This window comes from Streptomyces sp. NPDC096132 (assembly GCF_044763345.1).
GTDB lineage: Bacteria > Actinomycetota > Actinomycetes > Streptomycetales > Streptomycetaceae > Streptomyces.
In genome coordinates this window covers 1-15,296 of record NZ_JBIWGA010000031.1, presented here as the reverse complement: position 1 = coordinate 15,296, position 15,296 = coordinate 1, and the positions used below count along the sequence as shown (strand labels likewise).

At 70.8% G+C, this 15,296-nt stretch carries 12 protein-coding genes; 3 read left to right on the top strand and 9 right to left on the bottom strand.

The features are described 5' to 3' along the window. Nucleotides 1-45 precede the first annotated feature (45 nt). Both ACIRF9_RS43880 and ACIRF9_RS43875 read right to left on the bottom strand, forming a co-directional pair. On the bottom strand, nt 46-1,287 hold the full coding sequence (locus ACIRF9_RS43880; protein ID WP_403834636.1) for a hypothetical protein: 1,242 nt from the start codon (nt 1,285-1,287) through the stop codon (nt 46-48). A 301-nt stretch (nt 1,288-1,588) separates the two neighbouring features. Beyond that, nucleotides 1,589-3,943: an MMPL family transporter gene (locus ACIRF9_RS43875; protein WP_403834634.1), complete on the bottom strand. Its 2,355-nt coding sequence runs from the start codon at nt 3,941-3,943 to the stop codon at nt 1,589-1,591. 168 nt (nt 3,944-4,111) lie between these two features. On the opposite strand from ACIRF9_RS43875, the gene ACIRF9_RS43870 reads away from it, so the two are divergent. Continuing rightward, on the top strand, nt 4,112-4,762 hold the full coding sequence (locus tag ACIRF9_RS43870) for a TetR/AcrR family transcriptional regulator (RefSeq protein WP_403834632.1): 651 nt from the start codon (nt 4,112-4,114) through the stop codon (nt 4,760-4,762). A 67-nt stretch (nt 4,763-4,829) separates the two neighbouring features. Here the strand turns inward: ACIRF9_RS43870 and ACIRF9_RS43865 are convergent, their stop codons facing one another. Then, the gene (locus tag ACIRF9_RS43865; protein WP_403834630.1) at nt 4,830-5,261 is read right to left on the bottom strand and encodes a MarR family winged helix-turn-helix transcriptional regulator; all 432 of its coding nucleotides are present in this window, start codon (nt 5,259-5,261) and stop codon (nt 4,830-4,832) included. 153 nt (nt 5,262-5,414) lie between these two features. Between ACIRF9_RS43865 and ACIRF9_RS43860 the strand changes: the two genes are divergently transcribed. Together ACIRF9_RS43860 and ACIRF9_RS43855 are read left to right on the top strand one after the other, a co-directional pair. Further along, nucleotides 5,415-6,809, top strand: a complete 1,395-nt coding sequence (locus tag ACIRF9_RS43860; RefSeq protein ID WP_403834768.1) for a DHA2 family efflux MFS transporter permease subunit — start codon at nt 5,415-5,417, stop codon at nt 6,807-6,809. 260 nt (nt 6,810-7,069) lie between these two features. Further along, nucleotides 7,070-7,975, top strand: a complete 906-nt coding sequence (locus ACIRF9_RS43855) for a LuxR C-terminal-related transcriptional regulator (protein WP_403834628.1) — start codon at nt 7,070-7,072, stop codon at nt 7,973-7,975. 56 nt (nt 7,976-8,031) lie between these two features. Here the strand turns inward: ACIRF9_RS43855 and ACIRF9_RS43850 are convergent, their stop codons facing one another. The 6 genes from ACIRF9_RS43850 to ACIRF9_RS43825 all read right to left on the bottom strand — a co-directional run bounded on the left by ACIRF9_RS43850 (nt 8,032) and on the right by ACIRF9_RS43825 (nt 14,869). Beyond that, nucleotides 8,032-10,209 carry a hypothetical protein gene (locus tag ACIRF9_RS43850; protein ID WP_403834626.1) on the bottom strand — a complete coding sequence of 726 codons (2,178 nt, stop codon included), beginning with the start codon at nt 10,207-10,209 and terminating at the stop codon, nt 8,032-8,034. Continuing rightward, complete coding sequence (locus ACIRF9_RS43845) at nt 10,199-10,561, bottom strand: hypothetical protein (protein ID WP_403834624.1); 363 nt, start codon at nt 10,559-10,561, stop codon at nt 10,199-10,201. The genes ACIRF9_RS43850 and ACIRF9_RS43845 overlap by 11 nt, the downstream gene beginning before the upstream one ends. Continuing rightward, nucleotides 10,558-12,054 (bottom strand): PrsW family glutamic-type intramembrane protease, encoded by a 1,497-nt coding sequence (locus ACIRF9_RS43840; RefSeq protein WP_403834621.1) that lies wholly within the window; start codon nt 12,052-12,054, stop codon nt 10,558-10,560. Before ACIRF9_RS43840 ends, ACIRF9_RS43845 begins: the two co-directional genes overlap by 4 nt. Beyond that, on the bottom strand, nt 12,051-12,653 hold the full coding sequence (locus ACIRF9_RS43835) for a hypothetical protein (protein ID WP_403834618.1): 603 nt from the start codon (nt 12,651-12,653) through the stop codon (nt 12,051-12,053). Before ACIRF9_RS43835 ends, ACIRF9_RS43840 begins: the two co-directional genes overlap by 4 nt. Nucleotides 12,654-12,700: 47 nt before the next feature. Beyond that, complete coding sequence (locus tag ACIRF9_RS43830; RefSeq protein WP_403834616.1) at nt 12,701-13,423, bottom strand: dienelactone hydrolase family protein; 723 nt, start codon at nt 13,421-13,423, stop codon at nt 12,701-12,703. A 216-nt stretch (nt 13,424-13,639) separates the two neighbouring features. Continuing rightward, nucleotides 13,640-14,869, bottom strand: a complete 1,230-nt coding sequence (locus ACIRF9_RS43825) for a GNAT family N-acetyltransferase (RefSeq protein ID WP_403834613.1) — start codon at nt 14,867-14,869, stop codon at nt 13,640-13,642. Between the last annotated feature and the right edge of the window lie 427 nt (nt 14,870-15,296).

Here is a 15,296-nt window from a genome sequence, read left to right as displayed (position 1 = left end):
GTCGCCCCCGATTCCTCTCCTCCACGGCCCGCGGAACGCCGCGGACTAGGCGACGGACCGCTGCTGCGCGTCCTGCGGGACGTCGTCGGCCCCGGCCTCCAGCGGGGAGGGACGCGGTCCGGCCGCCTCCAGTTCCCCGCGCGGGCGGCGCGGCCCGGGCCCGCCGCCGGGTGCGCGCAGCCGGGCGAGGACCAGTTGTCCGGTTCCGTGGAGCACGGTGACCGTGATGACGGCGGGCCCGACGGTGGCGGCGGTGCCGGGGAAGTCGCGTTCCAGGGAGAGGGCGATGAGCACGGCCGTGATGCCGTTCTGCTGTCCGAGCCCCAGCGCGATCCGGTCGCGACGCTCCAGGCCGCGCACGAACAGCGGCATGACCACCAGCGCCACCACGGCTTGCGCCACGAATGCCGCGCTCCCGAGGACGAACCCGGGCCACCAGGCCACGCCGTGGGCGAGCAGCATCCCGAGCGCCAGGAACGCGGCGAGATACGCGCCGCCCACCGCCCGGCCCACCAGCCTGCCCAGCAGCGGGGAACGCACGAAGAGACCCGCCAGCGCCACCGCGAGCATCAGACTCCGGTCCGCCGCCAGCACGAGCGTCACCACGACCAGCACCACCGCCGCCACAGCCCCGGCCCTGCTGCCCGAGCGGGACTCCGGCAGCCGCGCCGCCACCGCACGTCCCGCCCACCACAGCAGCAGTACGGCGGCGAGCAGCGCGGCGTTGGCCACGAGGCCGGTCAGATAGCCCCCGGTGCCGTCCCGCAGGATCCGCGGGGTGCCCTCGTGGCCGGCCGCCGCGTACGCGTACCCGGCGAGATAGAGCGTGAGGAGCACGGTCATCGGGTCGTCGAACGACGCCCACGCCTTCAACAGCGACCGCGCCCGCGGCGACATCCGCTCGCCGCGCTCCAGGGCCGCCACCGACAGCGGGTCGATCTGCGCCACCGCGATGCCCAGCACGAGCGCCTCGGGCCGCCGCAGGACCAGTGCCATCGTGCCCGCGATCAGGGCCGCCTTGAGCACGACTCCGACGGTGACGGCGGCGACCACTCCGGGTAAGTCGGCGCGCAGCGCCTTGAGGTCGATCGCGTACGTACTGCCGTACAGGCCGACGGCGAGCAACAGGGAGGCCGTGAACAGGTAACCCTCGGAGCCGACCAGGGCCGAGGCGTCCACCCCCAGCCCGATCACGACTCCGGCCGCGAGCGCACCGGCCCCGCCCACCACCAGGCCGGGAACGGCGCGGGGCAGCCACCCAGGCCCGGCACGTCCGGATGTCGACATGGCTCGTCCCCCCTCCGTTCCGGACCCACGAGGTCGGCGACCACCGGGGGACCCGCACCGCACGGGGGCGTCACGGCCCCGTGTGTCCGCCGCCCCGGGACGAACACCGCGCAGGACGACGAGCGGCCCCGTTGCCGCACCTCGTATCCACGATGCCCGGCGACGTCCGCCGCCGAACACGGATCGACGCAGGCTGACTACTTTCAGGCGATTCTCATCGCTTTCCGCCCATGGTCGCCCGGTTCCACACCCGCACGGGGCATGAGAGCAGCCGGGCCCGCCCCCACGACCCTGTCATCGGTCAGCCGGTTGTCCCGGCCTTCCGCGCCGTCGCGTGTGGCTGCGCGGGGGTGGGGTGAGGCAGAGGGATCCTTTGCGCCAGCTTGTCGCCCTCGACGTCGAGATCGGGCAGCAGCCGGTCCAGCCAACCGGGGATCCACCAGGCCTTTTCCCGGGCGAGTGCCATGGTGGCCGGGATGAGTGTCATCCGGATGACGAAGGCGTCGACGAGGATGCCCACGGCGAGCGCGAAGCCGGCCTGTTTGATCATGGGCTGGGCGTTGAAGACGAACCCGGCGAAGACGGAGACCATGATGGTGGCCGCCGCCACGATGACCGAACTGGCGCGTGCGAAACCGGTGACGGTGGCCTTGAGCGCGGGCTCCCCGTGGACGTGTGCCTCGCGCATGGAGGTCACCAGGAACATCTGGTAGTCCATGGCGAGTCCGTAGAGGACGCCCGTGATGATGACGGGCAGGAGGCTCACGAGCGGTGCGGTGGCGTCGATGCCGATCAGGCTCTGCATCCAGCCCCACTGGAAGACGGCCGTGGTGAGGCCGAACGCGGCGGAGACGCTCAGCAGGAATCCCAGGGTGGCCATGACGGGGACCAGGAGCGAGCGGAAGACGAGGAGCAGGACGATCAGGGAGAGCCCGAGCACGACCGCGACATAGAGGGGCAGTACGTCGGCGAGCCGGTCGGAGACGTCGATCGCGAGGGCGGTGAACCCGGTGATGCCGAGGGTGGCGTTGTGGGCCCGGCCGATCCGCGCGCTCTTGTCGCGTACGGCGGTGACGAGGTCCTTGGTTGCGTCGTCGTTCGGACCGCTGCCGGGAACGAGGCTGAGGATGGCGGTCGTACCGGTCTCGTTCATCCCCGCGAGGGACACCGAGGTGGCGCCCTTGATCTCCCGCAGCTCGGAGGTCACCGCGGCGAGCGTCTCGGGGGTGAGGGCCCGTCCGGCGGTGGTGGAGTCGACGGCGACCAGGAGGGGGCCGTTGTAGCCGGGGCCGTAGGCGTCGCTGGTCAGCTCGTAGCTGCGGCGCTGTCCGGTGTCGGGGTTGTAGCTGGCGCCGGAGGGCAGGCCCAGTTTCATGCCCGCGGCGGGCACGGCCAGGATGGCGGGTATCAGGATCGCGGCCGCGAGGGCGGCGTAGCGGTGGCGGACCAGCCGCGTTCCCCAGCGGGTGGCCCGTCCCTGCTCGGCGGCCGGCGTGCGCCGCTGCGCCCCGCGCCGGATCCGGGCAGGGCAGATCCGCTCCTTGACCAGGCCGAGCAGTGCCGGCAGCAGGGTCAGGGCGAGCAGTACGGCGATCGCGATCGTGGCGGCGGCCACGACGGCCATGGTGGAGAGCAGGGCGATCCGGATGACCAGGAGCCCGGCGAGGGCGATGATCACGGTGCTGCCGGCGAAGAAGACCGCGCTTCCGGCGGTGCCGATGGCCCGGGCGGTCGCCTCGTGCGCGTCCAGTCCGTCGTCCAGGATCAGCCGGCGTTCCCGGTTGACGATGAACAGCGCGTAGTCGATGCCGACGGCGAGCCCCAGCATCAGGGCGAGTACCGCGGCGAGGGAGTGGATCTCGAACACGGTGGAGAGGGTGAAGGCGCCGCCGACCCCCACCGTGACCCCGACGAGGGCGATGACCAGGGGCAGGCCCGCGGCCACCACTGACCCCAGGGTGATCAGCAGGACGAGGGCCGCGACGGCGACGCCGGCGATCTCACCGACGCCGACGATCTCGGGGATCTCCATCATCGACGCGGACGGCAGGACCTCCAGGCCGCCGCGGGCGGCGCGCTGTTCGGCGGCCTCGACGGTGCTGTCGATCGTCCCGGAGGGAAGCTCGTAGGTCTGCTCGTCGAACTGGAACTGCATCAGGGCCGTGGAGTCGTCGGCGGAGACGAACACGCCCGGGACGGGCTGCCCGTCCGACCGGAGCGGGACGGGCGTCGGGCCGGAGGCCGGCTTGCCGGCCGCCTTCGCCACCGCCGCCTGGGCCTGCAGCAGCGGGCTGTCCGCGCCCTTGGCGGCTTCCTGGGCGAGGACCTTCCGGGTGTCGACGACGTGGTCGTGGCGGTAGACGGCGTCCACGGCCGTCAGGAGCGCGGCGTGGACCTTCGCGTCGTCGATCCGGCCGCCCTCCGGAGCCTTGAAGAGCAGCATGCCCTGACCGCCGGACGCCTCCGGCAGGGAGGAGGCCAGATCGTCGATGACCTGCTGGGACGGGGTGCCGTCGATGCGCACCTCGTTGCTGAGCCTGACCGGGTTGGTCACGAGCAGCGCCACGACCGCTGCCAGCACGGCCAGCCAGCCACCGATGACGTACCAGGGTCTGCCGTAGGCGAACCTTCCCAGCCGATACAGCACAACGGACACAGCTCTCCCCTTCGTCCGGCGGTCCGACGGTCCAGACCGCGCCATGAAGTGAGAGGCTACTATCGAACTGATAGGAGACTATCAAAGCGATAGGGAGCTATCGGCGCGATAGACTGCTATCGCCGCCGGCCGGGACGGCTTTCACCGCGGGACAGGGAAGAATCACGGATGGCACCCACGAACGACCGCACGCCCCGGCGCCGGGTCGACGCCCGCTCCAGCGTGGAGCGCATCACCGCCGCGGGGCGGACCGTGCTGGGCAAGGGTGACGGCTCACTGGAGCAGATCGCGGCAGAGGCCGGCGTGGGCATCGCCACGCTGTACCGCCACTTCCCCAACCGGGAGGCCATCGTCCGGGCCGTCCTCGAGGACATCCTCGAAACCGACCTGCTCCCGCTCGTCGAGCGTGCCGCCGACGCCCCTCACACCCGTCAGGCGCTTCAGGACATCGCCACCCGGCTGCTCGACCTGATCACTCAGGAACGGGGCCTCGTCGCCTTCGCCGGCAACTTCGCCGACGTCGCCGTGGACGTCCTCCAGCACTTCAGCGCGTCACTCCAGCCGCTCCTCGTGCGCGCACAGCAGGAGGGAGAGATCCGCCCCGACCTCACCGCCGAGGACATCCCGCATTTCCTCGTCATGGCCGTCGCGGGCCTCGCCCTCCCCGGCACCGCACCCTCGCTGCGTGCCCGCTTCCTCGCCCTCCTCTTCGACTCGCTCAATCCCGCCAACGCGACCCCCCTGCCCCCGCTGCTCGCCGGAGAGGAAGACCTGCGCACGGCGGTCGGCAATGTCACGCCCGGTGGGAATCGTCTCTGACACGTACCGCTCGGCGGCCTTCGCGGGATCCTGTGGCTTTCCGGTCGACCGTCCGAAGGGCGTGTCGTCAGGACGTGGCCTCGCGGATGCGGGCGAGCAGGGTCCGCAGCCGGGTGCGGTCCTCCGTGGTGAGGGTGGCGGTGGCCTCGGCGAGGGCCTGGCGGTCCACCGCCTCTGCCTCGCGGTGGCACTCGACCCCCTTCTCGGTGAGGCGCAGCAGGAACGCGCGGCGGTCGTGCGGATGGCGGACCCGCTCGACGAGTCCGTCGCGCTCCAGGCTGTCGATGATGCTGGTCGTGGTGCGCGCCGACACCCCCGTCATCTCGCTCAGGTCCCGCATCCGAAGGGGCTGTTCGGCTCGCGCGAGCATCCGCATGGCACGCAGTCGGGCGACCGAGGCGCCGCCCGTCCGCAGCCGCGCCTCCACGAACTGACGCAGCCGCTGGGTCGTCTCGTAGAGCTCGTCGACCACGATGTCGCTGCTGCCCTGCACTGCCATGACCGTCTCCCCGTTCCGCCGGATATCCGATTCTATGAGCAGACACATACTGAGTATGCTCAGCATGTGCTCTCGTTCCTCCGCCGCTCCCGCCCGCCCGTCCCCCTCTTCCGTCTCAGCCAGCGCCTGGTCGTCCCCGTGATGTGCGTGAGCGTGACGTTCATCGCCATCGTCGACGGCGCGATCACCACCGTGGCGCTGCCCTCCATCGCCCGCCAGTTCGACCTGACGACGGCGGCCCTGGACGGGGTCGTCGTGGTCTATCCGGTCTGTCTGGCCATGGCGATTCCCGCCTCCGCCTGGCTGGTGGAGCGGTTCGGGGCCAAGCGCGTCCTGCTCACCGCGCTCGCCGCCTTCCTCGGCTCGTCGCTGCTGTGCGGTACGGCGGCGGGGCTCGCCGAACTCGTCACCTACCGCGCGGTCCAGGGGCTGTCCGCCGGAGTGCTCTTCCCCGCGTCGGCGGCCCTGCTCTTCGCGACCTTCAGCTCCTCCGAGCAGGTGCGGATATCGCGGTACATGATCATTCCGCAGCAGATGGCCCCGGCGGCGGCTCCCGTCCTCGGCGGGCTGCTGGTGGACCACCTGTCCTGGCGGTGGGTGTTCTACGTCAACCTGCCGGTCGGCGTGCCGGTCGTGCTGTTCGGCATGGTGTTCCTGTCGGAACGGCGAGGTCGCCTGCCCGGCCGGTTCGACCTCACCGGACTGCTGCTGAGCGCCGCCGGGCTGGGGTCGGCGATGTTCGGGATCTGCGAAGGCCCCAACCGCGGCTGGTCCTCCGCTCCCGTGATCACCGCGCTGATCCTCGGAGCGGCTCTCCTCGCCGCCGCGGTCACCTTCGAACTGCGCACCGCCGAACCGCTGCTGAAACTCCGACTCTTCGCGGACCGGCTCTTCCGCGACACCAACCTGATCAACCTCGTCGGTCTCATCCCGATCCTCGGCGCGATGTACCTCGGTCCGCTCTTCCTCCAGGAGGCGCAGGGCCGCACCGCCCTGGAGTCCGGCACGAGCACCTTCCCCGAGGCGTTCGGCGTACTGCTCACCGTCCAGGTCGCCGGGGTCCTGTACGCCCGTGTCGGCCCCCGTGTCATCGTCGGGTCCGGTCTGGCCGGCGTCGCCGTGGTCCTCCTGTTCTTCTCCACCTGCGACGAGGACACGAGCCTGTGGACCTTCCGGGCCTACATGTTCCTGCTCGGCATCGCCATGGGCGGGGTCTTCATGCCGACGACGGTCGCCTCGCTCACCAACATCGACCGGCACGATCTGGCACAGGCGTCCACCCTCAACACGGTCGTACGCCAGACCGGAGGCGCCCTCGCCCCGGCGGCGGTCACCACGGCCCTCGTCCTGGGCACCCCCGCCGCGGCCGTCGGCGACCCTCCCATCGGGGCCTACCAGCACGCCTACCTGGCCCTGGCCGCCCTCGCGGCGCTGACAGCGGTCTTCGCCTTCACCCTCCCCGACGCCGCGGCCCGTGCGGCGGCCCGCGGCACCGCCGCCTCCAGCCGCTCCACGCCCTTCCGCTCCGATCACGAGAACGTCCACTGACGACCAGCCGCGACCAAGGCCGGGCTGGCCACGAACGCAGTGGTCGGAGGTAATTGAGGTCAAAATCCGACAAATGTGAGATCACCTGACAAGATACCGGATGCCGCCCTAACCTGACGGTACGTCGAGCGCCTCGACTCCCCTTCGGTTGACTCTCGGGCATGCCCACGCCGAGCGGGAGGGAGACGGATGCACCAGCACCAACATGTCTCCCCGGGGTTCGCCGGCCGTGGTCCGCGGGGGAGAGGTGTCGGCGCGCCGTGATCGATCTCATGCTCGTGCTGCCGGTGCGCGCCTACCGTGACGCCCTGGTGGCGGTGCTGGAGGCCGAGTCCGGCCTCCGGCTGGTGTGCCAGGCGTCCACCGCGGCCGAGGCGCTGGCCCGGCTCACCCCGCACGAGCCGGCCGTGGCCCTGCTCGATTTCGGCACGGCCGATGTGCTGCCCCTGCTGTGTGCCATCCGCCGTGCGGCGCCCGCCACCCATCTCGTCGGGATCGGCGTCGGGCACGACCGGCCGCACGCCGAGGCGGTCGTGCGGGCGGCCGAGGCCGGCGTGGCCGGTTTCGTGGACGCGGACCAGCCGCTGCCCGACGTGGTCACCGCCGTGCGGTTGGCGGTGCGCGGCGAGTCGTCGTGCAGCCCGCGGATCGCCGCCCTGCTCCTGCAGGCGATGCGCCGCCGCCCCGCGCCCCCGGCGATGCCCGCCGGCCTGCCCGGACCGTCCCGGCTCGCACCGGACGCGGCCGGCACCCGGCTGACGCCCCGGGAACGGCTCGTGGCCGAGCTGGCCGCCCGCGGATTGACGAACCGCCAGATCTCGGCGCATCTCGTGGTGGGGGAGTCGACGGTGAAGACCCACATCCACGCCATCCTCCGCGAACTGCAGCTGCGACGCCGAGAGGAGATCGTCCTCAGCCTGGACCTGGGCCTCGCCCCCGGCGCGGCCCAGAGTGGACTGGCTTTCACCCCCGCCCCGGCCCTCGCCCTGCGCGGCGCGACCCGCACCCGCCCCTTGCGCGACCTGCTGGGCGACCGCACCGTCGCCGACCTCGCCGCCACCGACATCACGGCCCTGACCACCGCCGCCGAGCTCTCCGGCGCCGACCCGGCGGCAGCCACCCACCTCCACGAAGTCGCCCGTCTGGTGACCCGACTCCTGACCTGACCCACACCCGTCACCACGGCTGCGGCACCCCATGCGGGAGGGGGCCGCAGCCATCCTCACCCGGAGGGCCTGCGCCGGAGCGCGGAGCCGTCGCGGATGAAGAACAGGACGACACCCAGCGCCACCAGCAGAAGGACGAGGATGCCGGTGCGTCCGCCCAGGAACGAGCCGACCCGGTTCCAGGTGCTGACGGGCGGCGCCTTGGCCATGTCACCCAGCCAGATCGAGCCGTCCGACGCCTTCACGGGCTGTTCGGCCGACTTCCGCAGTGCCTGCGCCAGTCCGGGCACCTGCCGGTCCATGTCGGCGGCGCTGAGCTTCTCCGTGCCCAGCTTGCTGAAGTCGACCCCGCCGGTCGTCATCACATAGGTGACGACGGTGTTGCCGACGCGGGTGGTCTGCTTGTAGGTGAAGTCCCCTTCCTTGATCGAGCGGAGATACCGGTCGTAGACCTGCTGAGGTTTCCAGAGCCCCGACGTCGCTGCGGGCCCCGGGTCGCCCGAGTCGATCAGCTTGTCGAAGGACGTGCTGTGGCCGCTGTCGTGCCGGTCGCGGATCCACTGCGCCACGACCCGGGCCAAGAACGCCTGGCGCAAAGGCGCGTACTCGGGGGCGGTGTTGACCGCTTTCACGATCTTCGGCACCACCATCTCCCGTTCGAGCCGCTCGTTGCGCGCCGTGTCCGCGGGGTCGGCGTTGCAGTTGCCCTGACCCAGCCCGGCGACCTTCTCGGCCTTGGCCTTCACGTCGAGGTCGGCCTTGAGGACGTAGAGCGAGGAACCCTCCTGGTGGACCCGCACCTCACCCGGGACGATCCACATCCGCGAGGAGTAGCAGATCTCTCCCGCCGAACTGCCGAGTTTCTCCCAGTACTCCTTGCCGAAGGAGGTCTTGGGGTCCAGCAGTTTCCCCTCGGTCTGCTTCATCTGCCAGTCGGCCTCCAGCAGTGCGCGTCCGGCGTTCGTCCGGCCGAGTCGGGCGTCGATGATGCGGTCCGGCTCGTCCGGGTTGAGGTTGACCCAGAACTTGTCGGGCTTCAGCGCCAGCCAGGTGCGCAGATCGGCCATGCTGTCGATGACCGCGCTGCGCCCGGAACGGGAGTCCTGCGCGAGCCCCTTCTCGGCGCCGTGCGCGGAGAACGCGTACTTCACGCCGGATCCCGCGTCGTCCGACAGGTACCGCAGTTGCAGACTGGAGAAGTCGACGCCGCCGTACGTCTGTGAGGCGAGGGCCCCGGCCAGGCTGCCGCCGCCCTCGTCGCAGGGGCCGGCGGCCAGGGGCCGGGCCGCGAGGTTCATCGACGAGGTGTTGGTCGTCCCGGTCTGGCAGGGGGCCGTCATTCCCAGTTTCTGCATGGCCTCGTCGACCGCGCCGTTCTCCCAGGCCTCGTACTCGGAATCCATTTTCGGGTACAGCAGCTTGAGGGTGCGATTGGCGCTCTTGGCCTGGGCCGTCCCGGCCTCGTCGAATTCGGTGATGAACAACTCGTTCGGGAAGTCGTATCCCCGGGCCTCGACGTTTTTCTGGCAGACGTTGCAGTAGGTTCGAGGGCCCACGATGCCGGCTCCCGACTCGTTCTTGATCGTCTTGATCGCCTTGGGTATCGCGCGGCGTTGGCTCTTGTTACGGGCGATCCTCAGGAGGGCGGCCCTCAGGCTGCGCGACATCCACTCGTCCATGCCGTCCTCGGAGTGCCTGTTCTTCCCCATGCTGCCGGTCGCGATCTCGAGCACCTGGTCATTGCCGTATCCGTCCACCGGATGCACGCCGAGTCGCTCGAAGAGGCCGTCGAGGAAGTAGTCGTCGGAGTTCAGCATCCGGACGCTCAGCGGATACTTCCACCGAGGCGCGGAACTGGGTGAGTGGATTTCGGTGGAAAGGTTGGCCAGGAATGTCCGGTAGCCGTCCTTCACCCACTCCGGCAGGTCCTTGCTTTCCTCCATCCAGCTGAAGGTGAAGAACGCCACGGAGGTGTTCGGCGGAGGGAAGGAGAGCTGGTCGAAGTTCTCCTTGGCCAGGTAGTACTGCTGCCCCATGCCGTCCTGGACGACTTTCCGGGCGATGCTTTCGAGTTCCTTGTCCGTCGGTACCTTGCCCGGCGGCACCAGCAGAATTCTTTTCTGGGCCTCGGGGGAGGGCGTGGCCGCGACCGCGGGACCGCCCGCCAGGGCCGGCGCGAGGGCGACGACCAGGGCGGTGAGCACCGCGGCGAGGCGCCGTGCGTTACGTCGCATCGCCCCGCTCCTGCGGAGGCGAGGGCGGGAGCACTCCCGTCGCGTCCAGGTAGGCGGTCAGGGCCGACGGGTTCCCGCTCGTCTCCCGCTCACCCCTGCGGAAGACGACCAGACCCGCTGCCGCCAGCGCGCCCAGAGCCAAGGTGGTGAAGCCGGCGACGCCGACCGCGGAGGTGCCGGTCGAGCACGTCCTGCGGTGCGTCAGGTCGTCGATGCTCACCGACGGCTTGTAACCGATGCCGACGGCGCAGGCGGACGCCGGCTGAGGCACCGTCAGCAGGGCGCAGCCCGCCAGCGCCGCACCCGCGGCCAGCCTCGCGCCGGTCCTCCGGCCGCGACCGGCGCGGCTCACGGGTTCACCGCCTGGCGCCGGAGCTTCCCTCGCATCACCCGTGCCCTCAACTCGTCCCCCTCTGCCTCGGATTCCGGATCCTGTCGCACCTGCCGGCTCGCGAGTTCCAGTTGGGCGGACTGCAGGCGGTGCAGGGCCAGCGCCGTGCTCCGGCCGTACGTGCGCCAGGTGCCCACCACCGCCCAGAACCGCAGCACGGGCGAAACGAGGACCGGTGCCTCCGCCGCGGTGATGGGCCCGTCCGCCGTGGTCTCGGCCGCCACCGCGTCCCGCAGCAGGGGCGCGCGCGAGCGCAGGCCCGTCACGAGGAGGGCCACGGCCAGCGCGATGAACGGCAGCTGGGGCAGCAGCCAGAAGAACGGCGAGACCACCAGAGTGTCGAACGCGCTGCCGATCTCGACGTGGTCGCGGGCCTCGCCCGCCAGCCACCCCGACAGGACCTCGGTGCCGATCGCCCCGCCGATCGCCGCGATCAGGCTCGCCGCGACGAGCCACCCGCGTCGCCGGGCACTCACCGCCGCGCCGAACCCGGCTCCGATCAGCGCCCCGAACGCCACCGGCCCGCCGAGCAGGCCGATCGACTGGCGGATCCAGTACTCGAAGCCGCTGGTGGGCCCGAAGAAGACGCCCAGTGAACCGTAGAGCTTGATGATCAGGACGCTTTCCACGAAGGTGTGGCCGAGCCCGATCGCTGCGCCGAGGACCAGGCCCGTCACCGTGTCGGTGACGCGATGGCGCAGCAGTGTCAGCAGCAGGACGACACCGGCCGCGACGACGCACTCGTTGACGACGCCGAGATGCACGATCAGCAGGTCGATGGTGTGGTCGAGCCCTTCGGTGAAGTCGCTGAGGCCGGACACGCCACTGAAGTCGGTGTCGGCGCTGGGGCCCACATAGCCGTAGACCGTGCCGAACGCCAGGCTGGTGTAGGCCCGGCCGAGCCCGAAGACGATCAGCGCGCCCCAGGCGAACGCGAGCAGCAACGCCGTCCACGACACCGTGCCGAACCGCACCACCGCGCGCAGCAGGACCAGGGCCAGGACCGTACCGGGCAGGCACAGCAGCGCATACGGGAAGAACTCGAAGACCACGGTCAGGGATATCAGCCCGAACGGCAGCAACAGGCATCCCAGGGTGAACCAGGTCAGCACGATCGCCCGCCGTCCGCCTTCGCCCGCGGCGTCGTCACCCGCGCCGCCGCGTCGGCGTGCGGTCACCGCGGCGTAGATCTGGGCGCCCGCACCCACCGCGATGCCCACCAGCACGACCCAGAACACGATCTCCGGCGTGGACAGGAGCCGGCCGAAGGATCCGGAGGATCCGGGCAGGTCGTAGAAGATCGACAGAGCCGGCTCGTCGGGCGCCAGGTGCGGCCGGGTCAGGTTGAGCACCAGCTCGACCAGGTAGACGGCGACGGCGATGCGCGCGATCAGCAGCGCCCGGGCCCGTGCCGGCGGGTCGTCCCGGAGCAGTGGGAAACGTGAATCCTTCATGAGCCGCCTCCCGTCAGGCCCGACAGGTCCGGCAGGCCGGGCATGTCTGTGGGTAGATCCGTCGGCAGATCCGTGGGTAGATCCGTGGGCAGGGAGAAGCTCGGAAAATCGGTGGGCAGGTCGGTCGCCCCCGGAAGGGACGGGAAGGACGTCGGTAAGAGCCCGGACGGCGTCTGGACGCTCGGATAGGTCACGTCGTTCGCGCCACTGAGGTTCACCGCCAGCGAGGCCACCAGCAGCACCGCGCCGAACGCACCCGCGGCGGCCAGCAGCCGGATCTGGGTGCGCGGCGGACCGCCTTCCCCGCGCGTGGAGTCATGCGTGCTCAACTGATCCCCCGTCCTGTCGAGGCGTCCGCTCTCCAGGTGTCTCAGCCATGCCGGGCCTGCCACTTGACAGCCCGTCAGGCGGGTGGCCGCCGCGACGAGTATGGCATGCCCATGCCCACCTGACTCCGGACCCGCCACAAGACCGACACCCCATGTGCCCACTTCGCGCACACCTGCCGACAGGGGATAGGTGTGCCGCGAACGGCGGTCGTGCATCTGCCGGCCACCGCTCATCGAGGACGACCGGGGCCTGTCCTCGATGAGCGGCATCCTGGCCTACACCGCCTACCGTCTGCTGCCGGCCTGGCGGCCCGGCCTCACTTCAGGTGCCGGGCGAAGAACCGGTGCGTGTCTTCCAGCTCGAACCAAGGGGTACCGGTGTGCCCGCCCATGTTGGCGTGCAGCGTCTTCTCCTTGGTGCCGAAGGCGTCGAACAGGTCCAGGGCCCGCTGCCGGGGGTTCCCCTCGTCGTCCCACTGCAGCAGGAGCAGCAGCGGAACGGTGACCTGCGGGGCCTCCTCGCGCTGGGCGCGGGGCACGAAACCCCCGGCGAAGAAACCGGCGGCGGTGATGCGCGGATCGACCACCGCAAGCCGGATGCCGAGGGCCATCCACCCCGAGTACCCGACCCGGCTGCCGATCTCGGGCAGCGAAAGGAGGGCGTCCAGAGTGGTCTGCCATTCCGGGGCCGCCTTTTCGACCAGCGGGCCGATGAAGGACTCGAAGATCTCGTCGACCGGCTCGCCGGCCTGCATCGCCCGGCGGAGGTCGGCGCGGGCCTGCTCCTCGGCGGCGGAACGGGGCCGGTCGCCGCACCCGGCGGCGTCGATGGTGGCCACCGCGTAGCCGTACGCCGCGGTGTGCCGGGCGCGGGCCACCAGCCGGGCTTGCCCCTTGGGCAGGCCGTTGTTGTGGGCCATCAGGATCAGCGGAGCCGGTGCGGCGGATTCGGGCGTCCACAGGGTGCCGGGGATCTCGCCGAGGGTGAATTCGCGCTCGAGGACGCCGTCGTCGAGGCGCTGTTCGGAAGTGAACTGCATGGTCGTGCCTTTCGGGAGTGCGCTTGAACGGCGCTCCCGGACGACCTATCGTCCGACCGCGACCCCGGAGGGGAGCACCCATGTCGATACTGCGTTCACGGGTACCACCTCCTCGTTGTCTCGCACGGCCTCCGGAAAAATAGCAGCGGCCGCTGTGGTCCGCCAACGGGTTTTCGCGGAGGCTCAACGAGACTTGTGCGGGGTCTGCCAGTGCGGTCAGAACCAGTGCAGGCAGTGCGGGGAACGCTCGGCGCGGAAGAGTGCGTCAGCGAGGGCGGCTGCGCCCGGGCGGTGGGTCCGGATGTGTCCGGCACGCACGAGCGTGCTCGGGGCGGTGCCACCGAGGTAGACCGAGCCCAGGTCACGCACGTCCAGGGACAGGTCGGGCTCCCGGTCCGTCGGGACGCACTCGGCCTTGCTGTCCTGGACGGTCAGCAGGTAGCGGCCGTGCTCGCCGAGGAAGGGGTCCTCGACGTCGAGGACGAGCTCGCCGTCCATGAACCAGCCACGCGCGGTCAGCGCACGCGGGACGTCCAGCAGTCGCACCCAGAGCCAGTCCATGTCGCCGCTCACCTCGCCGGCGCGGAAGTCCGCGAACTGCCAGCGCAGCGGGTGATCGGACGGGACGTGCTTGAACACGACCTGAGAGACCAGGTCGTGTTCGAGTGCGAACCGGGCCAGGGCCGTGAAGACGGCGTCATCGGTGGCGATGGTCTCGTCGACCGTCAGGGTGCCGGACTCGATCGAGTAGCTGGCGTACCCGTCCGGGACGCCGTCGGTGTCCCGGTGGACGGCGACGTAGCGCGGCGCCGGCGAGATCGGGGGCTGCCCCGCGCGCAAGGCCCACCAGCGGTGCGGCCGGGACAGCGCGCCGGGCTGGGCGCGGCGGTACCGGTCGTAGACCTCTTCCAGAATCTCGCCGCACTCGGCCCGACGCAGCACCTCGACCGAGCCGTTGTCCGAGCCGGTCGCCGGTGCGTGGGCCACTCCGCCCGCCCTGGGAACGGCGAGGGCGGCCTCGTGGCGCGGCACCTTCAGCTGCGCCGTGTAGGTCGCCGGTCCGTAGCCGAACCTGCCGTAGATCGTGGCCTCGGAGGCCAGCAGCACGGAAAGGAACTCCCCGCGGGCCCGCAGCTCGGCGAGCTGATGCCGCATCATCGCGCTGAGCACGCCCTGGCGCCGGTGCGAGGGCAGGACGCCGACGGCGGTCACCCCGGAGGCCGGGACGAGGGTCTCACCGGGCAGGGTGAGCTCGAAGGAGTGCGTGGCGGCGGTGCCGACGGGCCGCCCGTCCGCCGTCAGGGCGAGCATGCAGCGGTCCATTTCGAGCGCCGACCACCAGAGCCCGCCGCCCTCGATCGGGGTTTCCGGGAAGTGCCCGAACGCGGCATGGACTGTGTCGACGAAGACGTCGAGATCCTTGTCGGTCGTGGGACGGATCTCCATCGCTGCTGCCTCCTCGGGATACCGGCACCACGACTCGGGGTGTCTGGCCACAGTGCAGCGTTGACTCGCGGCAAGGGCAAGCGAATTACGGCCGGGCCCGCGGCCGCATCGACGGCCGGCGCCCTGTGGTGGACGCCGATGAGGTGTCCCGACAGTAGTGGACTACGTGATCTCACGGATGTCACCCCAAGAGGTGATGTGCCAAGGTCAGCGGGGTACGGGGGTGTGCGGTGCACGAGTCTGTGGCCCGGCGAACCCTTCCGAGACCTGCACTCCTCAGGAGGCTGTAACCGTGACGACTCTTGCCCTCGGACCGAGCTGGCTGGAACCCGACACCCTGCTCGACAACTTCGGCATCTGGGGTCTGCTGCTCATCGTCTTCGCGGAGTCCGGCCTGCTGATCGGGTTCTTCCTGCCGGGTGACTCC